Origin of the sequence: Nonomuraea sp. NPDC050383, assembly GCF_044459125.1 — a bacterium.
Classification (GTDB): Bacteria; Actinomycetota; Actinomycetes; order Streptosporangiales; family Streptosporangiaceae; genus Nonomuraea.
The window spans coordinates 209071-231418 of sequence record NZ_JBITIP010000005.1; the positions used below are offsets into that span (position 1 = coordinate 209071).

Here is a 22348-nt window from a genome sequence, read left to right on the forward strand (position 1 = left end):
GCCGTCAGTCCTTGAGGTAGCGGTGCCTGCCCGCGCGTGCCAGCCGTACGAGGTTGCGGGCGAAGGGCAGGCGCCGGCCGATCCGGTGCAGGGCCGTGTCGCGGCCGAGCGGCGAGCGGCGGGGCGGCGCCACGGCGGCGGTCGGGCGGACCATGACCGCGCCGCGCCGGATCTCCAGCCCGAACCGGAGCCCGATCTCCTCCTCCGCGCCGCGCAGCGACGGCAGCCACCGGCCCGGCCCGAGCACGTCCGGCGGCGCGAACATCCGCCTGACCGGCAGCCTGGCCACGAGCTGGCCGGCGGTGCGCTCCGTCAAGCCCGGCTCGACGAGGGCGGGCGCGCTCACCTCGCGCGTCCTGCGCCCGGTGCCGCGCAGCACCAGCTCCAGCGGCGGCCCCCCGCTCGGCGGCACGTACGGCACCGGCAGCACCACGTACAGGCTGCCCTCCTGCCGCCGGACGGTGACGCCCGGCGAGACCAGGGCGATGGACTCGGCGAAGGAGCGCGGCTCGACGGCCAGGCCCAGCTCGCCCTCGTCGGTCCAGCAGGGCACCACCAGGCGCGTCTTCGGCCGCTCGGCCAGCACGCCGAGGCAGTTGAGCGGCCCCTCCGGGCGGCGTACCCGGGCCCTGGCCTGGTGCGCGCCGCCGTACATGCGGACGTGCACCTCCCACTGGCCGGACCTCAGCGGCCGGCCCATGGCGGCCTCGGTGGCGTCCACGCGGGCCTCGCCGACGATGCGCACGCGGGTGTGGCGGCGGCCTTCCTGGACGCGCTCGACCCGGTACGCGACCGGCAGGAAGTGGATGACGCCCGTCTCGGCGTGCCGGACGTAGACCTCGATGCGGGCCCGCTCGACCGCGGAGGTGACGTCGGTGACGCCGTCCGGGAGCAGCGAGGGGTCGACCGAGCGGGGCGGGATCCAGTGCAGCCGGTCGCCGTCGGCGCGGAAGACGGTGGGCCGCCCGTCGCCGCCCAGCACCTCGACGGTCAGCGCGAGCACGAGCACGTGGCCGTCCCAGCGGACCTCGGTAAGGTCGGCGCCCAGCCCGGCGCGGCGGGTGGAGTTGGCCAGCAGGACGAGCTGGTCGAGCCGGCCGGAGCGCAGGAGCGCCGCCACGACGCGCAGGTGCACGGGCAGGTAGCGGTCCAGCCGCTCGGGGAAGCGCTCCAGCACCAGCTCCCTGAGGATGGTGAAGTGCATGCCCCGGTCGATGGAGGAGCCGGCGAACCTGCTGGTGAGGAACGGGCGCAGCGCGGTGGAGCGGAACCAGTAGGCGTACATGCGGTCGCGGTGGCGGCCCTCGCCGATGCAGGAGTCGATGTCGTCCAGCAGCTCGCGCAGCTCCGTCACGATCGTCCCCGGGTCCTCCTCGGGCTCGGGCCACTCGCCGAGGTGGCAGCAGACCTGCTCGGCGAGGATGGCGACGACCTTGGCGTTGAGGTAGGCCCGCACGGAGAACGCCTGCTCGGCGAGCTGGCCGCCCGGCGCGGCGAAGCCGAGGCCGTGCTGCTCCAGGAACGCCCGGCGGTAGAGCTTGTGCGGGGTGAGGAGGGAGAAGAGCCGGTCGCGCAGGATGTCGGCGCGGGCCCGGCTCTGCTGGAAGGCGCTCATGGGCGGCCCCGTGTCGCGGGCCAGCCGGCCGACCAGCACGTCGGCGTCCGTCTCCACGGCCCGCTCGTACATGCGTTCCAGCGCCTCGCGCTCCAGCCGGTCGCACTGGGACATCAGGTAGACGTACTCGCCCTTGGCCGCCGCGATGCCGACGTTGCGGCCCCGCATCGGGGAGCCGCTGTGCGGCAGGTGCAGGACGCGGACGTTGCGGCGCACCGCGGCGACCGTGTCGAGCCGCTCGGCGATCCCGTCGGCGGACCCGTCGTCCACGAAGATCACTTCGTAGTCGTCGGCCGGCAGCGACTGGCCCAGGACGGAGCGCAGGCACGGGTCGGCCGTATCACCCGGGTTGTGGACATCGACGATCACACTGACCTTCACAGCCATGCGGTCAGCGTGCGCCCGCCCTCATGATCGGACCCGCAGGCTTGCCGATTGCTGAGGAAAAGGATGACCTGTCAGTACCAACCCGTGGACTGGGAGTGTCCCCACGCGCCGCACGGCGAGCCGTAGCGGCCCTTGATGTAGCCGAGGCCCCACTTGATCTGGGTGGCGGCGTTGGTCTGCCAGTCGCCGCCGGCCGAGGCCATCTTGCTGCCGGGCAGGGACTGCGGGATGCCGTACGCGCCGGAGTAGCGGTTCATCGCCCGCTCGTTCCAGCCGCTCTCCTTCTGCCAGAGCCGTTCGAGGCAGCCCCACTGGTCGGCGCCGAAGCCCGCACCGGCCAGCATGGCCCGCGCGATGGCCTTGTTGCTGCCCGGTGAGGGGGTGCTGCCGGGCGGGAAGTTGGCGGGCGGGAAGCCGCCGCCGCCCGGGGCCTTCTTCTTGACCTCGACCCAGTCGAAGCCGGACGGCTTGCCGGAGCGCCCGTCCTTCAGCTTGTCGGCCCGGTAGGCCTGGACGGCGGCCTCCTTGAGCGCGTCGGTCTTGGGGTCGGACCCGCCGAAGTCGCCACTGGCGATGTTGCCCATGTCGGTCAGGGACAAGGGGGTGCGGGGCGCGTCGGCGTTCTGGACGGCGCGGTAGGCGACGAAGCCGCCGCCGCCGACGACGATCACGACCGCCAGGCCGACGCCGAGCACCCGCTTGGGGGTCAGCCTCGAGGAACGGGCCGGTCGGCGTGCCGAGCGGGGGGTTTCGGGAGCGCGACGCTCACTCAACTGCGGTCCTGGGCTCACGAGCAATGAGCTTGCCCTGTCCTGGGGGGTGGTCCGCAACCGAAACGGGACATTCGGCAGGACAACTCTGGTCCCACCAGCCACCTGGCGTGCCGTTTCCCACACGGTGTGATTTTCATCACACGTTACCGTGGCTTTCCGGTGAGCAGAGGCGGCCTAGAGGCTGACGGGCGTTTTTTGTGGTCGTGTGCGTGACATGTCACAGTTCTATGACGCACGTCAGATGCATCCCATATCTGGACGAATAATGTGCAGGTGGCCGGCATCCTCCTCATCGAAGACGACGCCTCCGTGCGTACAGCCCTGGAGCTGGCACTGACGCGGCAGGGACACTCCGTCACCTCCTACGCCACCGGCGAGGAGGGCCTGGACCACATCCGGTCGCGCCGGCCCGAGATCGCCATCCTCGACGTCATGCTCCCCGGCATCGACGGGGTCGAGGTGTGCCGCCGCATCCGCCGGCTCGACCAGCTCCCCGTGATCCTGCTCACCGCCCGCGGCGACGACCTCGACATCGTGGTCGGCCTGGAGGCCGGGGCCGACGACTACGTGGTCAAGCCCGTCGAGCCGCGCGTGCTCGACGCCCGCATCCGCGCCATCCTGCGCCGCGCCGAGTCGGCGGCCTCGGACCGCATCACGTTCGGCGACCTCGTGATCGACCGGGGCGCGCTGAAGGTCACGCTGGCCGGCAAGGAGATCCACCTGACCCCGACCGAGCTGCGGCTGCTGCTGGAGCTGGTGCGCCACCCCGGCCAAGTGCTCAACCGGCGCTACCTCCTGCGGGAGGTCTGGGACCACACGCACGTCGCCGACTCCCGCCTGGTGGACGCCTGCGTCCAGCGGGTACGCGCGAAGATCGAGCCGAAGCCGGCCGAGCCGGTGTTCATCCACACCGTGCGCGGGTTCGGCTACCGGTTCAGCCCTCCATGATCAGGAACCGTCTCGGACGGCTGATCAGACTGCCCATCGGCCTGCGCGCGCGGCTCGTCATCACCTTCACCCTGGTCGCCGTCACCGCCTCGGTGCTCGTCGCGACCATCGGCTTCGAGCTGGCCAAGACCGCGCTGGTCGAGCGGGCCGAGGACACCGCCGTGGACGTGGTCAGCCGCGAGCTCGACCGCATCACCTTCCCGATCGGCAGGCTGCGGCAGGGCGAGGCGTCGCCCACCGCGCAGAACCTGGAGCAGCTCGGCCAGGCGCTCGACGGCCCCGGACGCAGCGTCGTCGTCGAGTACCGCGACCTGCTCTACGCCGACGGCCCGCTGACCATGGACGACGTGCCCAACGAGCTGTACGGCCGGGCCAAGCAGAACGTCGTCACCCAGCTCAGGGTGATCGGCAACGAGCTGTGGCTCGTCGTCGGCTCCGAGGTCTACCGGCGCGCCGGCTCCACCGCCGAGCCGACCGGGCTGCGTACCTTCGTCTTCTTCCCGCTGCGTGACGAGCAGAGCCAGCTCGCGGCGCTGCGCGGCAAGCTCACCCAGGGCGGCGCCAGCATCGTCGCGATCGCCCTCGTCGTGGCCCTGCTGTCGGCCCGGCAGGTGCTGCTCCCGGTCCGGCGGCTGAGCGCGGCGGCCCAGGCGCTCGGACAGGGCCGGCTCGACACCCGCCTGCCGGTCCACGGGCAGGACGAGCTGGCCGAGCTGACCTCCCGCTTCAACGACGCGGCGGCGGCACTGGAGCTGAGCGTGTCGGAGCTGCGGGCGCTGGAGGCCATGTCGCGCCGGTTCGTCGCGGACGTCTCCCACGAGCTGCGCACGCCGCTGACCGCGATGACGGCCGTGGCGGACGTGCTCAACGACGAGGCGGAGCGGCTCCCGGAGGACACGGCACAGGCCGTCCGGCTCGTGCTCAGGGAGATCGAGCGGCTGCGCGAGCTGATCGAGCACCTCATCGAGATCAGCCGGTTCGACGCGGGCACGGCCACGCTCAACCTGGAGCCGGTCAACGTGTCCGACGCCGTCCAGGGCTGCCTGGAGGTGCGCGGCTGGGACGAGGACGTGCAGGTGAGCGTACCGCCGGGCCTGACGGTCAACCTGGACCCGCGCAGGTTCGACATCATCGTGGCCAACCTGGTCGGCAACGCGCTCAAGCACGGCCGGGCGCCGGTGCTGGTGAGCGCCCGGGGCACGGAGAACGGCCTGGAGGTGAAGGTGCGCGACCACGGCAAGGGCATCCCGCCCGAGGCACTGCCCCATGTCTTCGACCGGTTCTTCAAGGCGGGCGCCGGGCGGACCCGCAGCCAGGGCAGCGGCCTAGGCCTGTCCATCGCGCGGGCCAACGCGCAGCTCCACGGCGGCACGATCTCCGTGCGCCCGCAGTCGCCGGGCACGCTCTTCACGGTCTGGCTGCCGCGCGCATGAGGGGCCGCACGGCACGGACGACCCCTGGCCGGGGCCTGCTGCGCCCACGCGGCGCACGGGGCGCCCTGGCGCTCCTCACGGGCGCCCTGCTGGTGCCCGTGTCCGCCTGCGGCATCTCGCCGACCGACGTGCGGGAGGTGGCCGGGCCGCCGACGGTCGCGGTGCCTCCGCCGTCCAAGACCATCTACCTGATCAAGGGCGGCAAGCTGACGCTGGAGCCGGCCGACGTCGAGTCGGACACCGTCGAGAGCCTCCTGACGGCCCTGTTCGCGGCCTCCACGCAGCCGCTCGGCGGCCGTGACACGGCGCTGCGCGGGTTCACCCTGGAGGGCATCGAGGACTCCCTCAACCCGATCCGGCGCGACGAGGTCAAGCTGCCCCGCACCTCGACGCTCACTGTGATCGTCAAGGGCGAGGGCACCCTGTCGCGGCCCGCCAAGGCCCAGATCGTGTGCACGGCCCAGCAGGACGCCGCGTTCGAGCAGGTCAAGATCGTCCACAGGTACGAGAACCGCCCCTCCAAGGTGGAGGGGCGGTTCATCTGCGGCGACCTGAAGTGACCCGCCTGAGGCGACCTAGAGGTTGATGTCCTCCAGCATCTCCGTCACCAGGGCGGCGATCGGCGAGCGCTCCGACCGCGTCAGCGTCACGTGGGCGAACAGCGGGTGGCCCTTGAGCTTCTCCACCACGGCCACGACGCCGTCGTGCCGGCCGACGCGCAGGTTGTCGCGCTGGGCGATGTCGTGGGTGAGCACCACGCGGGAGTTGGCGCCGATGCGGCTGAGCACCGTCAGCAGCACCCCGCGCTCCAGCGACTGGGCCTCGTCCACGATCACGAACGCGTCGTGCAGCGACCGGCCGCGGATGTGGGTGAGCGGCAGCACCTCCAGCATCCCGCGGTCGTGCACCTCCTCGATCACCTCCGGTGAGGTGATCGCGCCCAGGGTGTCGTAGACCGCCTGGCCCCACGGGCCCATCTTCTCGCCCTCGGTGCCGGGCAGGTAGCCCAGCTCCTGGCCGCCCACCGCGTAGATCGGCCGGAAGACGATCACCTTGCGGTGCTGGCGGCGCTCCAGGACGGCCTCCAGGCCCGCGCAGAGCGCCAGCGCGGACTTGCCGGTGCCGGCCCGGCCGCCGAGCGACACGATGCCGATCTCCGGGTCCATCAGCAGGTCGAGCGCGATCCGCTGCTCGGCCGAGCGGCCGTGCAGGCCGAACACCTCGCGGTCGCCGCGCACCAGCCGTACCGACTTGTCGGGCAGCACCCGGCCGAGCGCCGAGCCCTTGTTCGACAGCAGCCGCAGGCCCGTGTGGGCGGGCAGCTCCCTGGCCTCCTCCACCTCGGCCGAGCCCTGGTCGAAGAGGGTCTGAACGTCCTCGTCGGTCACCTGGATCTCGGCCATCCCGGTCCAGCCCGACTCGACGACCAGCTCGGCGCGGTACTCCTCCGCGGCCAGGCCGATCGAGGCTGCCTTGACCCGCATGGGCAGGTCCTTGGACACCAGCACGACGTCACAGCCCTCGGCGGCCAGCGCGCGGGCCACCGTGAGGATGCGGGTGTCGTTGTCGCCCAGGCGGAAGCCCACGGGCAGGATGGACGGGTCGCTGTGGTTGAGCTCCACCCTGATGGTGCCGTCCCCCGCCGGCATCGGCTCGTCCAACCGGCCGTGTCTGACGCGCAGGTCGTCGAGGTAGCGCAGGGCCTTGCGCGCGAAGTAGCCCAGCTCGGGATGGTGCCGCTTCCCCTCCAGCTCCGTGATGACCACGATCGGGAGGACGACCTCATGCTCGGCGAAGCGGGTCATCGCCGCCGGGTCGGCGAGGAGCACCGAGGTGTCCAGCACGTACGTGCGCTTGCCGGACTGGGTGGACGGGTTGCTCGAGGACACTGCCACACGTTCTCCCCCGGGCGCCCCTGGCGGGGGGCACCCTGCAGACGAGGTGGGAATCGGACCGGACCCGTGTCCTCGGCCGCGACGTGCCGGCGACGCCGAATTCCGGCCCCCTCGGCAAGTCTTGGCGCAAGGATGGGGCCCTCTCCGGAGTGTCCGGTCTGTGACCGGACACTTCCAACGTTACGTCTTGGATACCCAGATGTCGGGTCAGGAACCGTAACGCCGGTGCCTCGCGGCGTAGTCGCGCAGCGCCCGCAGGAAGTCGACCCTGCGGAAGTCAGGCCAGTAAGCCTCGTGGAAGTAGAACTCGGAGTGAGCGCTCTGCCAGAGCATGAAGCCGGACAGCCGCTGCTCGCCCGAGGTCCGGATGAGAAGGTCCGGGTCGGGCTGGCCGCGAGTGTAGAGATGCTCCGCGATGTGCTCCACATCGAGTACCTCGACGAGGTCCTCGATGCTGGCCCCCTTGCTGGCTTGCTCCTGGAGGAGTGAGCGCACCGCATCGGCAATCTCACGTCTTCCTCCATACCCAACTGCAACGTTCACAATCAGGCCAGGACGGTGCGATGTCGCTTCTTTCGCGTTTTTTAGGACATTGGCGGTCCTGTCGGGGAGCAGATCGAGCGCCCCGACCGGGCTGATCCGCCAGCCCTGCTCCACGAGCTCCTGCGTGACGTCCTCGATGATCCGCAGGAGCGGCTCCAGCTCCTCGCTGGGCCGGTTGAGGTTGTCGTTGGACAGCATCCACACCGTGACCACCTCGACGCCGGACTCCCGGCACCAGGTGAGCAGCTCGGAGATCTTGTCCGCACCCTTGCGGTGGCCCCTGGAGACGTCGCGCATGCCCATGGCGCGTGCCCAGCGGCGGTTGCCGTCGATGATGACCCCGACATGCCGGGGACCGCTGTCCTTGGACAGCTTGGCCTCCAACCGGCGTTCGTACAGCCGGTAGACCAGGTCGCGCAGGCCCACGGAGTCCCTCCCCAGCGGTGCTGTGCCTTTGGTCGAATGACCTAACAGGCAATTATCACCGCGTTTCGCCCGTGCCTGCTCCCTCATTGGGATTCCCGTTGAGATCTTCGGCCGAACGGCGGGGCGTCCGCCGTCTCGGCACGGTCGTGGCGAGACACCCGTCGGCCTCGGCGACGAGCGCGTGCACGAAGCCGGCGAGCTCCGCCGAGGTCAGCACGGCACGCATGCCGACGCCCCCCGTGCCCCACGCCTCGACGAAGGCGCGGCGCGTCAGCCGCCACCGCCCCGGCCGGCCACGCCCGGGCACCCACAGCGGGATCGTGCGGAGCTGGCAGCGCAGCTCGCCTCCTCCCACCACGGCTGACCTCGTACGATACCGGAACACGAACAGCTCGCTGTCCGGATCCTCGTCGGGGAATCGGTCATCGGGGTCCGGCCACCGCCCGGCCGCCCCGCGCCCCGCTCGGGCCTCGTCCACGCCGTGCGCCAGCCGTCGCAGCAGCCAGCCGCACCGCTCCCCCACGACGCCGTACGGCGTGCCGTCGCGCGACAGCTCCAGGGTGACCTCGTAGGGCATGCCGACGCTGTCCGTGCACGCGACGGGCGTGACGGTAAGGAAAGATCCATCGACGCAGCGTAGTCCCCCCACATCCGCAGCTTTTCCACCCCAAAGTTCCCTAAACCCAAGAAAACACCCAGCCATAATGCCGGGGGGAAGATCACTCGAATGCGTAAAAACGCCGCGCTGTTTCTCCCAGCACGAGCTCCCGGTCCGTGCCTCCCAGCAGGGACGACGTCACCTGCCAGACCGTCCCGTAGTCGGCGGCGAGCAGCGCCACCGGCCAGTCGCTGCCGGCCATCAGCCGCTCGGGGCCGAAAACCCGCACCGCGTGGTCCACGTACGGCCGCAGGTCCTCCACGGTCCAGCTCTCGTGGTCGGCCTCGGTGACGAGCCCGGACACCTTGGCGTACACGTTGGGCAGCGCCGCCGCCCGCGTGATCTGGGACGCCCACGGCTCCCAGAGGTGCTCCCTGACGCGCGGCTTGGACAGGTGGTCCACGACGACGCGCAGGGTGGGATGGCGCTCGGCCAGCGTGACCACGTGGTCGAGGTGCCGGGGCAGCTGGGAGACCACGTCGAAGGTCAGCCCCGCCTCCGCCAGCAGCCCGAGCGACTCCAGCACCGTCTCCTGGACCACCCAGTCGGGGTCCGGCTCGTCGTGGATGAGGTGCCGAACTCCCCGAAACTTCGGATGTCTGGCATAGCGCTCGATGGCCTCGGCGGTCTCGTCGGGCCGGGTCAGCGGCACCCAGCCGACCACCGCGGCGACGAAGTCGTGGGCGTCGGCCAGCGCCAGCAGGGCGTCGGTCTCCTCGTACGAGTCGGCCGCCTGCACCAGCACGGTGGCGTCCACCCCGGCCGCGGCCAGTTCGGGCGCCAGGTCCGCCGGCCGGTACGTGCGGTACAACACGCCGTGCTCCGGCGTCAGCCACGGGTAGGAGCCGGTCTCAAGGTCCCAGAAGTGCTGGTGCGCGTCCACGATCACGCCCCAGAACCTAGGATGTCTGGCCCCGCCCGGCAAGGGGCCGCACGATCACGCGGCCGGCCCGTCGCCGTTGACGGGCCGGCCGCGAGGCACCTGTGGGCGGCGTTACGACAGGCGGTCCAGCAGCGCGTTGTACTGGTCCCACAGCTCCTTCGGCAGGTGCTCGCCGAAGGTGTCGAAGTGGGCGCGGATCTGGGCGGCCTCGTCCCGCCACACCTCCGGCTCGACCGAGAGCAGCATGCGCAGGTCCTCCTCGGACAGGTCCAGGCCCTCGGTGTCGAGCGTCTCGGGGACCAGGCCGATCGGCGTGGACACGGCCCCGGCCTCGCCGTTGAGGCGCTCCACGATCCACTTGAGCACGCGGCTGTTCTCGCCGAAGCCCGGCCAGACGAACCGGCCGCCGGCGTCCTTGCGGAACCAGTTGACGTAGTAGATGCGCGGCAGCCGCGCGCCCTCGCGCCGGCCGATCTCCAGCCAGTGGCCGAAGTAGTCGCCCATGTTGTAGCCGCAGAACGGCAGCATCGCGAACGGGTCGTAGCGCAGCTCGCCGACCTTGCCCTCGGCCGCGGCGGTCTTCTCGGAGGCGACGTTGGCTCCGAGGAAGACGCCGTGCTCCCAGCTCAGCGACTCGGTCACGAGCGGAACCGCGGTGGCGCGGCGCCCGCCGAACAGGATCGCCGAGATGGGCACGCCCTCGGGGTCCTGCCACTCGCGCGCGATGGTCGGGCACTGGGCGGCGGGCGTGGTGAACCGGGCGTTCGGGTGGGCGGCGGGCTCCTCGCTGTCCGGCGTCCAGGAGCGGCCCTTCCAGTCGGTGAGGTGCGCCGGGGGCTCGTCGGTGAGGCCCTCCCACCACACGTCGCCGTCGTCGGTGAGGGCGACGTTGGTGAAGATGCTGTTGCCCCAGAGCGTCTTGACCGCGTTGGCGTTGGTGACCTCGCCGGTGCCGGGCGCCACGCCGAAGAACCCGGCCTCCGGGTTGATCGCGCGCAGCGTGCCGTCCTTGCCGAACCGCATCCACGCGATGTCGTCGCCGACGGTCTCCACCTTCCAGCCGGGGATCGTGGGCTGGAGCATGGCGAGGTTGGTCTTGCCGCAGGCGCTCGGGAACGCGGCGGCGATGTAGCGCACCTCGCCGGCGGGCGGCGTGAGCTTGAGGATGAGCATGTGCTCGGCCATCCAGCCCTCGTCGCGGGCCATGGTGCTGGCGATGCGCAGGGCGTAGCACTTCTTGCCGAGCAGCGCGTTGCCGCCGTAGCCGGAGCCGTACGACCAGATCTCGCGGGTCTCGGGGAAGTGGCTGATGTACTTGGTGGAGTTGCACGGCCAGGGCACGTCCTCCTGGCCCGGCTCCAGCGGCGCGCCGACACTGTGGACGCAGCGCACGAACTGGTCGCGCTCCTCGATGAGCCGGAGCGCCCTCTCGCCCATCCGGGTCATGATCCGCATCGAGACGGCGACGTACGGGGAGTCGGTGATCTCCACGCCGAGCTGCGAGATCTCGCCGCCGAGCGGGCCCATGCAGAAGGGCACCACGTACATGGTCCGGCCGCGCATGCAGCCCTTGAAGAGCTCGCCGAAGGTGGCGCGCATCTCCGCGGGCGCGACCCAGTTGTTCGTCGGCCCGGCGTCCTCCTCGCGCTCCGAGCAGATGAACGTGCGGTCCTCCACCCGCGCGACGTCGCTCGGGTCCGACGTGGCGTGGAAGCTGTTGGGCCGCTTGGCCAGGCGGGTGAACGTGCCCTGCTCGACCAGCAGGTTGGTCAGGCGGGTCCATTCCGCCTCCGAGCCGTCGCACCACTCGATCCGGTCGGGCTGGGTCAGGGCGGCCACCTCGTTCACCCAGGCGGCCAATTCGGCATTGCTCGTCGGGGCGGATACATCGATGGAAAGCGACACGGCTACGGCTCCTCCAGAGTCTTCAGGGCCCAGTCATCATTAACGACGAAGCCACGCGAAAGCCAATTGGCATAGACCTGTTCACGTGAGCGTCGCCGCAGGCAGGGGCCTTGACGATTCGGGGAGCCTACCCAGCGGGAACCGTTTTAAAAGAATGGCCTCCGGCACTTCAACCGGCTTCCGGAGCATGGTCTAAACCAATTTCCGGAGTGGTATAAACCATTTCCCGACTCTTTTTCGCTGCGTGGTCTCAGGATTCGACGTCGGGCCCGGAGGAGCGGACGCGGTCGACGTGGCGCAGGGCGTCCCTGAGATCGGCCAGCCAGGTGTCGGTGTGCTTTCCGACCAGGCGCACGCACCAGGCGAGCGCGTCGCTGCGGCTGCGGGCCACGCCGGCGGCCACGAGCGTGTCGAGAACCTGGCGCTCCGACTGCCGGAGCCTGGTCATCACCGGCACGGACAGAGTGGTGAACATCACAGTCTCCCCGCCGCAGGAGACGCCCCAGGAGATCTTCTGGCGGAACCTGCGCTCGGCCTCGCGGGCGATCTCGACGCGGCGCTCCCGGGTCTCCTCCCTGAACCGCCGGACGAGCCCGTCTACCAGCGCCGCGCGCTCCTCCTCGGGCACGTCGCCGGACGGCTCGGGCAGCGTGCCGATCACCGCGATCTCCTCGCGGTCGCGGAAGACCTCGGGCGCGCCGGCGAACCAGCCCTCCGGCAGGCGGCCGGTGAACCACGCGCGTACCTGTGCTGTGCTTTCTCCGCTTTCCATGTAATCAGAATTACACCATTGCTCGGCAGGCGCACGCACCGAAGGGTATGAAGCTGATGACCGTACGGTTACCTGACCCTGCCGGCCAGGACAGGACTGACGCGCACGACCCCGGCGAGGTTGCGGGTGTGCACCGGACTGATCTTCACCACGTCACCCGTGCGCGGGGCCTGGATCATCTTGCCGTTGCCCCAGTAGATGGCCACGTGCGAGATGTAGCCCGGGTTGGTCGGGTCGCTGCGCCAGAAGATGAGGTCGCCCGGCTGCGCCTGCGAGAGCGGCACCTGGGGGCCCGTCACCCACTGCTGGTGCGTCACGCGCGGCATCCTGACGCCCGCCTGCGCGTAGGCCCACTGCACCAGACCAGAGCAGTCGAACGTGTCGGGACCCTCGGCCCCCCACACGTACGGCCGGCCGAGCTTGGAGGCCGCCGCCCGCAGCGCCACCGTGATCTGGTCGACCGACATGAACGCGCCGGCCGCCCACACCTTCGCCTGCTTCTTGGCCGGGGGCAGCACCGGGTTGACCATGGCCACCTGCGTGCCCTTCGGCAGGACCTTGAGCAGGGCGTCGCGCAGCTTCGCGGAGTTGGTCCTGGGAGCGCTGACGATCAGCGCGTTGTCGCGGGGCAGGCCGAGCGCCCGTCCCGTCTGCTTGGACACGACGGCGTCCACCGCGCCGAAGCCCGTCGTCGCGTAGGCGCCGATGCGCAGCGGGCCCGCCGGGCCGCTCACCCGGCTGTGCAGCGACAGGCCGCCGTCGTTGCCGAGCACGAACGAGACCGCCACATCGCCCGACGCCACGTTCTTCCACAGGGCGTCGGAGGCCGCCGTCACCTTCGGCGTGTAGGAGCGGAACGTCGAGGGGTCGACGGCGAGGGTCTGCACGCGCTTGCCGTCGAGCGTGATGGACGCCGCGTCGGCCAGCTCCAGCGCCCGCACGCCGGATAACCGCGCCACCTTCTCCAGCAGCTTCGTGGTGAACGGCTTGCGGGTGACGACGAACAGGTTGGGCTTGTGCAGCGTGCCCAGCGGCTTGACCTCGGGAGCCGGGCCGGACTCGGCGACCAGCGTCTCCCCGGGCGAGGGCCGGGTCTGCGCGGGCGCCGTCGCCGCCGCCTGCCCCTGCCGCACGGGCTGCCGCTGCCCCCCGGGCTGGACCAGGAGCAGCACGTCGGCGGTCAGCACCGCGACCAGCGCCACCACGATGAACGGCACCAGCCGCACGTGGTCACGCCGGACACGGGGCGGACGCCCGTACGGGCCGTGCGGCCCGTACGGGTGGTGAGGACCTCCAGGCGCCTCGGAGCGCAGCAGGTAGCTCAGGTCCTGGCGGATGGCCGAGCCGCGGCGCAGCCCCAGGGCAGCAGAAGGCTCCGCCGGGCCGTCGTGGGCCCGGCGGTGCGTCTCTCCGGGAGTCAGTTGCCGATGTACGGCACGGCCTCGAGGATCTCGACCGTGTTCTGACGGCCGTTGGGCATGCTGTAGGTCGCCTTCTCGCCGATCTTCTTGCCGTTGATCGCCGCTCCCAGCGGGGACTTGGGCGAGTACACGTCGATGGGCGCGCCGCTCTCCTCGCGGGAGGCGAGCAGGAAGGTCACCTCGTCGTCGTCGCCGACGAACCGGATCGTCACGGTCATGCCGGGGCCCACGACGCCCTCGGTCTTCGGAGCCTCCCCGACCTGCGCACTGTCCAGGATCTGGCGGAGGTGGAAGATGCGGGCCTCCATCTTGCCCTGCTCGTCCTTGGCGGCGTGGTAACCGCCGTTCTCCTTCAGATCACCCTCTTCGCGGGCGGCCTCGATCTTCTTGGCGATGTCGACGCGCCCTGGGCCCGAGAGATATTCGTACTCCGCCTTCAGGCGGTCGTACGCCTCCTGCGTCAGCCATGTGACGTTCTCATCGCGAGAGTCGGCCACGGGTTCTCCTTGCTTGCCTAGGGGCCCTGGAACTCTGGGGACGCCCGTGCGGTCGAATTGCGAAAGGCTAACAAGCCCGGCCGCACCAACGCTTCCCCAAACGTCTTATTCTATGAGATTGCAGTACTGGATGTGGACCGAAGCGGCCTCAGCGCTGGTCTCCAGCCGCTCCTTGAGCTGCTTAGTACCCTCTCCCGGCCCGATTCTTACGTCCTTGGTGCCCACCTCGCCATGCTTGGCGTCCAGGGCCCTGATCTGGCAGACGGCCGCGCGATCGGCCGGCTTGTCGAGGGTGAAGACGATCTCGGCCTGGCTCGGCTGCACCGTGAACGACACGACCTGCGCCACGGCGCCGGACGAGCTGCCGGTCATCGACCACATCACGTAGCCCCATCCGCCCGCGATGATGGCCACCAGCACGCCGATCACGACGTGCACGACGAGACGGCCCCCTCGTTTGGGACGGTCCGGGTAGTCGTCGGGTGTGCCGAGAACAGGCCCGTTCCCGACATCTCTGGTGGCCATGGCGGAATCTCCCTGCACTCCTTCAGCGTTATCCGAGACAATTGTCGCCCGCGGGGGCCACGCCCTCGCGACCGCCCAGCAGAAACTAACCTGTCTGGACGCCTGTTCGGTCCGACTGAGGAGACATCGAGCCCGTGAGTGCACCGCTGAGGCTGATGGCCGTCCATGCCCACCCTGACGACGAGTCCAGCAAGGGCGCGGCGACGATGGCCCGTTACGTCCGCGAAGGCGTGGAGGTGCTGGTCTGTACGCTCACGGGAGGCGAGCGCGGATCGGTGCTCAACCCGAAGATGGACCGCCCCGAGATCGTGGCCAACATCGGCGAGGTGCGCCGCGCCGAGATGGAGCGGGCCCGTGAGATCCTCGGCGTCGAGCAGCGGTTCCTCGGTTTCGTCGACTCGGGGCTGCCCGAGAGCGAGGAGGAGGAGCTGCCCGAGGGCTGCTTCGCCCTGCAGAAGCTGGAGGACGCCGCCGCGCCGCTGGTGGCGGCCGTGCGCGAGTTCAGGCCGCATGTGATCATCACCTACGACGACGACGGCGGCTACCCGCACCCCGACCACATCATGACCAACCGGGTGTCGGTGGAGGCGTTCGACGCCGCCGGCGACCCCGACCGCTATCCCGGCGCCGGCGAGCCGTGGCAGCCGCTCAAGCTCTACTACCAGATGGGCTTCACCAAGGAGCGGTTCGAGGCGCTGCACGAGGTCATGACCCAGCGCGGCCTGGGCTCCCCCTACAGCGACTGGATCGCCCGCTGGGAGGACCGCCCCGCCAAGTGGCCGGTGACCACGCGCGTGCCGTGCGCCGACTACTTCGAGATCCGTGACCAGGCGCTGCTCGCGCACGCCACCCAGGTGGACCCCGACGGCTTCTGGTTCGTCTGCCCGCGCGAGCTCCAGCAGGAGATCTGGCCCACCGAGGACTACCACCTGGCCCGCTCGCTGGTCGACACCGAGCTGCCCGAGGACGACCTGTTCGCCGGCATCCACGCCGACGAGGCCGTCTCGCCCGCGCACTCCTGACCCGGCCCACGGCTCCGGCCCGGGCCGCGGTCCGGCGCGGTCAGGACCGGGGGCCGGACCACGGCCCCCCGGTGGCAGACTGGAAGGGTGACTGTTCTCGCAGCTGGCGATGTCAGCCCCGGCCTGCTCGGCTTCACCGTCGTGGCCCTCATCGGGGTCGCCCTCTACGTCCTGATCAAGTCGATGAACAAGCAGATGTCGAAGATCAAGGTGCCACACGAGGGCGACACCACCGACGAGGGAAAGAAGGCCGAGTAGATGGCGATCGACGTGGTCGACAACCCGGCGCGGAGCCGGTTCGAGATCCTTGTGGACGGTGAGGTCGCCGGGTTCGCCGACTACCGGCTGCTGCCCGAGAAGATCGTGCTCACCCACACCGAGGTGCGGCCGGAGCACGAGGGGCAGGGCCTCGCGGGCCGGCTGGTCGGCCACGCCCTCGACCTGAGCCGCGACACGGGCCTGCGGGTCGTGCCGCTCTGCCCGTACGTCGTCAAGTACATCGAGCGCCACCCCGAGTACCAGGATCTGGTGGACGCCAAGGTGTCCTAGCGCGCCGCCCGCCACGGCAGGGCTCACCATTCCTTGCGCGACCAGGCGCGTTCGAGCGCCAGCGGGAGCCCCCACCAGCCGAGCGGCGTCAGCACGTCGTCGGCGTCCACGATGCCGAGATGCCCCCACAGCGTGACCACCGGCGTGAAGAGCCGCTCGCCGGCGCGCAGCTCGTCGGGGTCGCTCATGTCGATCTCGCCGGTGTCGATGTCCGGCGACTCGGCGATGAGCCGCGCGATCCGCTCGGGCGAGGCCAGCACGCCCGGACCGAGCCGGGTCAGCGCGGTCACCGCCCCGAGCCAGTCGGCGAGCTGGATGGCGCACAGCTCGGCCAGCACGGTGTCCTCGTGCCGCAGCTCGCCCTCCAGGTCGGTGAACTCCTCGACGGTGTCGTCGTCCTCCGAGAGGTCGGAGACGGGCCCGGCGATGCCCGCGACCACCGACAGCCACAGCTCCGTGTCGTCGTCGGGCATCGGCAGGCTCTCGAACCCGGCGCAGGCCCGCAGCACGTTGGCCGGGTAGCCCGGCTGGCCGAGCAGCACCCGGAGCCGCGTCGCGGCCGCCTCCAGGTCGGCGGCCGGCAGCTCCGCACGCCTCGGCATGCCGCCCAGGACGCGCCGCAGCTCGCTCAGCGCGTTGACCTGCTGCTCGTCGCAGAAGGCCATCAGCTCCTCGTCCTGCTCGTCGTTGACCTCGAACCCCGGCACCCGGCCGTCGGGCAGCGGCGTGTTCAGCCACCGCTCCTGCATCTCCTCGTAGGCGCGCCGGGCCCGCGGGTCGCCCCTGAGCAGCGCGTCGGAGTCGATGTCACCGGCCTCCACGCGCTCCTCCAGGTGGCGTACGAGCCGGGAGTACATCTCCTGGCTGACCGGCCCCCGCTCGTCCTCCTCCGGCCAGATGAAGTAGTCGGGCGTCTGGAGCGTCGGCATCAGGAGGATCGGCTCGGTGCCGGTGGACTCGACCCAGCGCTGCACCTCACCCACCGTGGCCTGGCCGGACTCGATGAGCATGAGCGTCCGCCGGGCCGATTCCCAGAAGACCGGCGACAGGGCGTTGCCCGCGGCGAGCATCGCGCGCCGCAGGTCCGGCAGCGCCACCAGGGCCAGGCCGGAGGGCACGGACAGCAGCGCCCGCGCGACGTCCCTGCGGGTCAGGGCCGTGGCACGGCGCCCCGCGTGGGCGCAGACGAACTCCAAGTCCACTCTCCGTAACCTACGCCTCCACGCCGCCGGGCGCGTACCCATCCGGTTATGCGCGCGGGCGCCGGGGGCAGGTGGGCCCGTAGGGTGATCCGGGGAGGTCTTGATGAACCGCTTGAAGGACTCGACGAGCCCGTACCTGCTGCAACACGCGGACAACCCCGTCGACTGGCACCCGTGGGGCGAGGAGGCCTTCGCCGAGGCGCGGCGGCGTGACGTCCCGCTGCTGGTGAGCGTCGGCTACTCGGCGTGCCACTGGTGCCACGTCATGGCGCACGAGAGCTTCGAGGACTCCGAGACGGCCCGGCTGATGAACGAGCGCTTCGTCAACGTCAAGGTGGACCGCGAGGAGCGCCCCGACGTGGACGCCGTCTACATGGGCGCCACGCAGGCCATGACGGGCCAGGGCGGCTGGCCCATGACGGTGTTCGCCACGCCGGACGGCCATCCGTTCTACTGCGGCACCTACTTCCCGCGCCACGAGTTCCAGCGGCTGCTGGCGGCCGTCGACCAGGCGTGGACGGGCAACCGCGAAGGGGTGCTGCGGCAGGGCTCCCAGGTGGTCTCCGCGCTGACCCAGGGGACGACGCTGCCCACCGGGCCGCTGCCCGGGGCGGACGCGCTGGACCGGGCCATGGACAACCTGCGGGCCTCCTTCGACGCCGGGCACGGCGGGTTCGGCGGGGCGCCCAAGTTCCCGCCGTCGATGGTGCTGGAGTTCCTGCTGCGCTCGGGCGAGCGCGGGATGAGCGGGAAGACGCTGGACGCGATGTCCCGGGGCGGCATCTACGACCAGCTCGGCGGCGGGTTCGCCCGCTACAGCGTGGACGCGCGGTGGGTCGTGCCGCACTTCGAGAAGATGCTCTACGACAACGCGCTGCTCATGCGCGTCTACACGCACTGGTGGAAGGCGGGCGGCGGCGAGCGGGCCCGGCGGATCGCGCTGGAGACCGCCGACTGGCTGCTGCGCGAGATGCGCACCCCGGAGGGCGGCTTCGCCTCGGCGCTCGACGCCGACAGTGAGGGCGAGGAGGGCAGGTTCTACGTCTGGACCCCCGAGCAGCTGCGCGAGGTGCTCGGCGAGGACGACGGCGCCTGGGCGGCCCGGGTGTTCGAGGTCACCGGCACGTTCGAGCACGGCACGTCGGTGCTCCAGCTCCTGGAGGACCCGGACGACGTCGCCCGCCTCGACTCGGTGCGCGCCCGGCTGCTGGCCGCCCGTGAGTCGCGGGTGCGCCCGGGCCGCGACGACAAGATCGTGGCCTCGTGGAACGGCCTGGCCGTCGCGGCGCTGGCCGAGACCGGCGCGGTGTTCGACCGGCCCGACCTCGTCGAGGCTGCCACGGCGGCGGCCGGCCTGCTCGACCGCGTCCACGTCCGCGACGGCAGGCTGCTGCGCACCTCGCGCGACGGCCGGGCGGGCGCGAACGCGGGCGTGCTGGAGGACTACGCCAACGTGGCCGAGGGGCTGCTCGCGCTCTACGGGGCGACCGGGGAGACCCGGTGGTTCCGGCTGGCCGGGACGCTGCTCGACGCCGTCCTCGACCGCTTCGGCGACGGGACGGGCGGCTTCTACGACACCGCCGACGACGCCGAGCGGCTCTTCCAGCGGCCCCAGGACCCGACGGACAACGCCACGCCGTCGGGGCAGTACGCCGCCGCGGGCGCGCTGCTGTCGTACGCGGCGCTGACCGGCTCGACGCGGCACCGGGAGGCGGCGCACTCCGCGCTGGGCACGGTGTCGGTGCTGGCCGGCGGGCACGCGCGGTTCGCCGGGTGGGGGCTCGCGGTGGCGCGGGCCGCCCTGGACGGGCCGGTGGAGGTGGCGGTCGTGGGCGCGCCGGCCGACCCGCGCACGCGGGCGCTGCACCGCGAGGCGATGCTGGCGGACGTGCCGGGCCTGGTCGTCGCCCTGGGCACGCCCGGGGAGGGGGACGGGGCCGCGGCGGTGGCGGGCGGCCCGGCGCTGCTGGAGGGGCGCGGGCTCGTCGGCGGGGCGCCGGCCGCGTACGTGTGCCGGGGCTTCACCTGCCGCATGCCGGTCACGACGCCCGAGGAGCTGCGCCGCGAGCTAGCCGGCGGGTGAGCGCACGGGGCCCTGTCCGTCGGGCTCCGTGGTCGGGACCAGGGTGCCCTGGTCGGTGGACCGGCCGCCGTCGTCGCCGAGGTCGGGCGGGCCCTGCGTGTCGTCCGGGACCTGCGTCTGCGGCGGCTCGGTGAACCGGGGCCCCGTGGTCTCGTCCGGCCCGGTCGGCTGCCGGGGGTCGGGCTGGTCCCAGCCGTCGTAGGGGCTCTGCGGGTCGCGGGGGGCGTACGGGTTGTCGTACCGGTTGTCGTACGGGTTGTTGTCGTACGGGGAGGTGTAGCCGTAGTCGGACGGCTCGGGGAACTCCTCGACGGGCTTGCCGCGCATGGCCTCGGTCATGAACGCCCGCCACACCTGCGCGGGGAGCTGCCCGCCGAACTGCACGCCGTAGCCCGGGACCGTGACGGTCTTGTTGTCCGAGCGGAACATGTCGACGGCGACCGCGAGCTGCGGCGTGAACCCGTTGAACCAGACCGACTTGGACTCGTCCGTGGTGCCGGTCTTGCCGGCCACCGGGCGGTCGTAGAGCCGGGCGGCGGTGCCGGTGCCGTACTTGACGACCTGCTGGAGCGCGTACGTGGCGTCGGCGGCGGCCTGCTCGGCCACGGCCCGCGCGGAGGCCGGCTTGATCACGTCCTTGGCGCCCTTGGCGTCGGTGACGGACTTGACCACGTGCGCCTCCACGTGGACGCCCTTGTTGGCGAAGGTGGAGAAGCCGGAGGCGTTCTGCACGGCGCTGACCGAGGCGACGCCGAGCGGGAAGGTCGCGGCGGCCTGGTGCGGCTGGAGCTGCGCCACGGGGATGCCGGCCGCCTCGGCGGTGGCGGCCACCTTGTCGAGGCCGACCTTCTGGCCGAGGTCCACGAACGCGGTGTTGACGGAGTTCTGGGTGGCGCGGACCAGGTCGATCGTCCCGTACGAGCGGCCGCTGTCGTTGGGGATCGGGTGCGTCGGGTCGGAGGCCACGCGCATCGGCGAGTTGCCGTTGACCAGGGTGGACAGCTCCAGGCCGTTGTTGAGCGCGGCGGCCAGCGTGTACGCCTTGAACGTGGAGCCGGCCGGCACCTTGGCGGAGAAGGCGTTGTCGTACCCGGTGAGCTTGGGGTTGCCGCCGTAGAAGGCGACGACCTCGCCGTTGGACGGGTCGACGGCCGCCAGGCCGGTGCGGACCTGCTTCGGGGTGGCGGCGGGCACCGTGTTCTTGACGGCCTTCTCGGCCGCCTGCATGAGCTTCTTGTCGAAGGTGGTGACGACCCGCAGGCCGCCGCTGCTGATGTCCTCGTCGCTGTAGCCGCGCCGGTTGAGCTCGGCGGTGACCTGGTCCAGCATGTACTGCGCCTGGCCCCGGAGCACGAACGGCTTCTTCGGCGCCTTCAGCACCGGGAACGTCTGGGCCGCGGCCTCCTGCGCGCCGAGCGTGCCGCTCTGGCGCATCGCCTCGACGACCGACCGCCAGCGGGCCTGGGCGGCCTCCAGGTCGGCGCCCTTGGGGTCGGCGAAGCGGCTGGGCTGCTGGATCACCGAGGCCAGGTAGGCGCCCTCGGCCACGCTGAGCTTGCCGACGTCCTTGCCGAAGTACGCCTGTGCGGCGGCCTGGACGCCGTTGGCGCCGCGGCCGAAGTAGATGGTGTTGAGGTACTGCTCCAGCACCCAGTCCTTGGACTTGGACTGGTCCACCTTGATCGAGATCATGATCTCTTTGATCTTGCGGGTGACGGAGCGCTCCTGGCTGAGACCGCTGTAGTAGTTGCGGACGAGCTGCTGGGTGATCGTGGAGCCGCCCTGGAGCTGCTGGCCGGTGAGCGTGGACCACAGGGCGCGGCCGGTGCCCTTGACCGAGACGCCGGCGTCCTCGTAGAAGGAGCGGTTCTCGGCCGCGATGACGGCGTCGCGCACGTGCTGCGGCACCTTGGCCAGCTCGACGTTGCGGCGGTCGACGCCCTGCCGGGCGATGACGCTCTTGCCGTCGCGGTAGTAGATGACGGACCCCTGCGCCGTGGCCTGCTTCTGCGTGCTGTCCGGGATGGGCGTCATGGCCCACGCCACGCCGAACGCGGCGACCGCGAGGATGATCCCCACGCCGCCGGCGATCAGCAGCCGACGCAGGATCCGTCGTTTCCGCATGCCGTTCCCACCACCGCTCCGCACCTCGCAAACCCCCGTATGCTGGGCGAACGTAAAGGGTAGACGACCGGTGACGGTGCCTCGTCCCTACCGTGATCGTACGTACTGGTCCCCCGCGCGGCGCGGAACGTCCGCCACGAGCGGCAGCACCCGGTACGGGACGGGTGTGTCCAGGGCGATGACGGACGAGGTGCGACGCACGCCCCGCACGTCCACGATCTCGTCGATGACCCGCTGGAGATCGGCGTTGGTACGCGCCACGACCCGGCAGAGCAGGTCGCTGCCGCCGGTGATCGTGTGGACCTCCAGCACCTCGGGGATGCGCGCCAGACCGTGCGACACCGGGTCGTGCCCGGCCTCCTGCCTGATCTCCAGCGTGACGAACGCGGTGACGGTGTAACCGAGCGCCACGGGCGACACGTCCGGCCCGAACCCGGTGATCACTCCCCTGGCCATCAGCCGGTCGAGCCGGGCCTGGACGGTGCCGCGGGCCACGCCGAGGCGGCGCGAGCTCTCCAGCACGCCGAGGCGCGGCTCGGCGGCCAGCAGCGCGATGAGACGGGCGTCGAGATCGTCGATCGTCATGGTGTACAGGAACTCCGGACGTTTCGCGGCTGTGCTGGACAGATTGTTCAGTGTTTCAGGTAACTCTTGCACAACCAGCTCAGGTAAGTCGAGATTTAGTGG

General features: G+C 71.2%; 21 protein-coding genes. 7 read left to right on the top strand and 14 right to left on the bottom strand.

What is annotated here, in order from left to right; all coding sequences use genetic code 11:
- Nucleotides 1-4 precede the first annotated feature (4 nt).
- Nucleotides 5-2002, bottom strand: coding sequence for a glycosyltransferase family 2 protein (locus tag ACIBG4_RS15110; RefSeq protein WP_397202273.1), 1998 nt, complete (start codon nt 2000-2002; stop codon nt 5-7).
- Nucleotides 2003-2073: 71 nt separating this feature from the next.
- A complete protein-coding gene (locus ACIBG4_RS15115; protein ID WP_397202274.1) occupies nt 2074-2775 on the bottom strand; it encodes a lytic transglycosylase domain-containing protein in 702 nt (233 codons plus the stop codon).
- 273 nt (nt 2776-3048) lie between these two features.
- On the opposite strand from ACIBG4_RS15115, the gene ACIBG4_RS15120 reads away from it, so the two are divergent.
- Genes ACIBG4_RS15120 through ACIBG4_RS15130 form a run of 3 tightly spaced genes read left to right on the top strand, consistent with a single transcriptional unit; the run spans nt 3049 to nt 5716 of the window.
- Nucleotides 3049-3723 carry a response regulator transcription factor gene (locus ACIBG4_RS15120; protein ID WP_175603042.1) on the top strand — a complete coding sequence of 225 codons (675 nt, stop codon included), beginning with the start codon at nt 3049-3051 and terminating at the stop codon, nt 3721-3723.
- The gene (locus tag ACIBG4_RS15125; protein WP_397202275.1) at nt 3720-5156 is read left to right on the top strand and encodes an ATP-binding protein; all 1437 of its coding nucleotides are present in this window, start codon (nt 3720-3722) and stop codon (nt 5154-5156) included. Before ACIBG4_RS15120 ends, ACIBG4_RS15125 begins: the two co-directional genes overlap by 4 nt.
- Complete coding sequence (locus tag ACIBG4_RS15130; RefSeq protein WP_310709724.1) at nt 5153-5716, top strand: hypothetical protein; 564 nt, start codon at nt 5153-5155, stop codon at nt 5714-5716. Before ACIBG4_RS15125 ends, ACIBG4_RS15130 begins: the two co-directional genes overlap by 4 nt.
- A gap of 15 nt (nt 5717-5731) precedes the next feature.
- Here the strand turns inward: ACIBG4_RS15130 and ACIBG4_RS15135 are convergent, their stop codons facing one another.
- From ACIBG4_RS15135 to ACIBG4_RS15175, 9 genes are all read right to left on the bottom strand, one after another.
- Nucleotides 5732-7051, bottom strand: a complete 1320-nt coding sequence (locus ACIBG4_RS15135; protein WP_310709723.1) for a PhoH family protein — start codon at nt 7049-7051, stop codon at nt 5732-5734.
- 207 nt (nt 7052-7258) lie between these two features.
- On the bottom strand, nt 7259-8020 hold the full coding sequence (locus ACIBG4_RS15140) for an isoprenyl transferase (RefSeq protein WP_310709722.1): 762 nt from the start codon (nt 8018-8020) through the stop codon (nt 7259-7261).
- 55 nt (nt 8021-8075) lie between these two features.
- Nucleotides 8076-8597 (bottom strand): hypothetical protein, encoded by a 522-nt coding sequence (locus tag ACIBG4_RS15145; protein WP_397202276.1) that lies wholly within the window; start codon nt 8595-8597, stop codon nt 8076-8078.
- A 142-nt stretch (nt 8598-8739) separates the two neighbouring features.
- Nucleotides 8740-9567, bottom strand: coding sequence for an amidohydrolase family protein (locus ACIBG4_RS15150; RefSeq protein ID WP_397202277.1), 828 nt, complete (start codon nt 9565-9567; stop codon nt 8740-8742).
- A 105-nt stretch (nt 9568-9672) separates the two neighbouring features.
- Nucleotides 9673-11466, bottom strand: coding sequence for a phosphoenolpyruvate carboxykinase (GTP) (locus ACIBG4_RS15155; RefSeq protein WP_397202278.1), 1794 nt, complete (start codon nt 11464-11466; stop codon nt 9673-9675).
- Nucleotides 11467-11716: 250 nt separating this feature from the next.
- A complete protein-coding gene (locus tag ACIBG4_RS15160; RefSeq protein ID WP_310709718.1) occupies nt 11717-12238 on the bottom strand; it encodes a hypothetical protein in 522 nt (173 codons plus the stop codon).
- Nucleotides 12239-12306: 68 nt separating this feature from the next.
- Nucleotides 12307-13464 carry a C40 family peptidase gene (locus ACIBG4_RS15165; RefSeq protein WP_397202279.1) on the bottom strand — a complete coding sequence of 386 codons (1158 nt, stop codon included), beginning with the start codon at nt 13462-13464 and terminating at the stop codon, nt 12307-12309.
- A 191-nt stretch (nt 13465-13655) separates the two neighbouring features.
- Nucleotides 13656-14156, bottom strand: coding sequence for a transcription elongation factor GreA (gene greA / locus ACIBG4_RS15170; RefSeq protein ID WP_049557273.1), 501 nt, complete (start codon nt 14154-14156; stop codon nt 13656-13658).
- 105 nt (nt 14157-14261) lie between these two features.
- The gene (locus tag ACIBG4_RS15175) at nt 14262-14681 is read right to left on the bottom strand and encodes a DUF4307 domain-containing protein (protein WP_310709716.1); all 420 of its coding nucleotides are present in this window, start codon (nt 14679-14681) and stop codon (nt 14262-14264) included.
- Nucleotides 14682-14815: 134 nt separating this feature from the next.
- Between ACIBG4_RS15175 and mca the strand changes: the two genes are divergently transcribed.
- The 3 genes from mca to ACIBG4_RS15190 all read left to right on the top strand — a co-directional run bounded on the left by mca (nt 14816) and on the right by ACIBG4_RS15190 (nt 16252).
- Nucleotides 14816-15703 carry a mycothiol conjugate amidase Mca gene (mca, locus tag ACIBG4_RS15180; RefSeq protein ID WP_310709715.1) on the top strand — a complete coding sequence of 296 codons (888 nt, stop codon included), beginning with the start codon at nt 14816-14818 and terminating at the stop codon, nt 15701-15703.
- Between the two features lie 87 nt (nt 15704-15790).
- The gene (locus ACIBG4_RS15185; protein WP_397202280.1) at nt 15791-15961 is read left to right on the top strand and encodes a hypothetical protein; all 171 of its coding nucleotides are present in this window, start codon (nt 15791-15793) and stop codon (nt 15959-15961) included.
- Nucleotides 15962-16252 (top strand): GNAT family N-acetyltransferase, encoded by a 291-nt coding sequence (locus ACIBG4_RS15190; RefSeq protein ID WP_355439802.1) that lies wholly within the window; start codon nt 15962-15964, stop codon nt 16250-16252.
- Between the two features lie 23 nt (nt 16253-16275).
- Here the strand turns inward: ACIBG4_RS15190 and ACIBG4_RS15195 are convergent, their stop codons facing one another.
- Complete coding sequence (locus ACIBG4_RS15195; protein ID WP_397202281.1) at nt 16276-17454, bottom strand: hypothetical protein; 1179 nt, start codon at nt 17452-17454, stop codon at nt 16276-16278.
- A gap of 103 nt (nt 17455-17557) precedes the next feature.
- Between ACIBG4_RS15195 and ACIBG4_RS15200 the strand changes: the two genes are divergently transcribed.
- A complete protein-coding gene (locus ACIBG4_RS15200; protein WP_397202282.1) occupies nt 17558-19537 on the top strand; it encodes a thioredoxin domain-containing protein in 1980 nt (659 codons plus the stop codon).
- On the opposite strand, the gene ACIBG4_RS15205 is transcribed toward ACIBG4_RS15200, so the two are convergent.
- Together ACIBG4_RS15205 and ACIBG4_RS15210 are read right to left on the bottom strand one after the other, a co-directional pair.
- On the bottom strand, nt 19523-21661 hold the full coding sequence (locus ACIBG4_RS15205; protein ID WP_397202283.1) for a transglycosylase domain-containing protein: 2139 nt from the start codon (nt 21659-21661) through the stop codon (nt 19523-19525). The genes ACIBG4_RS15200 and ACIBG4_RS15205 overlap by 15 nt on opposite strands.
- An 87-nt stretch (nt 21662-21748) precedes the next feature.
- Nucleotides 21749-22246: an Lrp/AsnC family transcriptional regulator gene (locus tag ACIBG4_RS15210; protein WP_310709709.1), complete on the bottom strand. Its 498-nt coding sequence runs from the start codon at nt 22244-22246 to the stop codon at nt 21749-21751.
- Nucleotides 22247-22348: the final 102 nt, after the last annotated feature.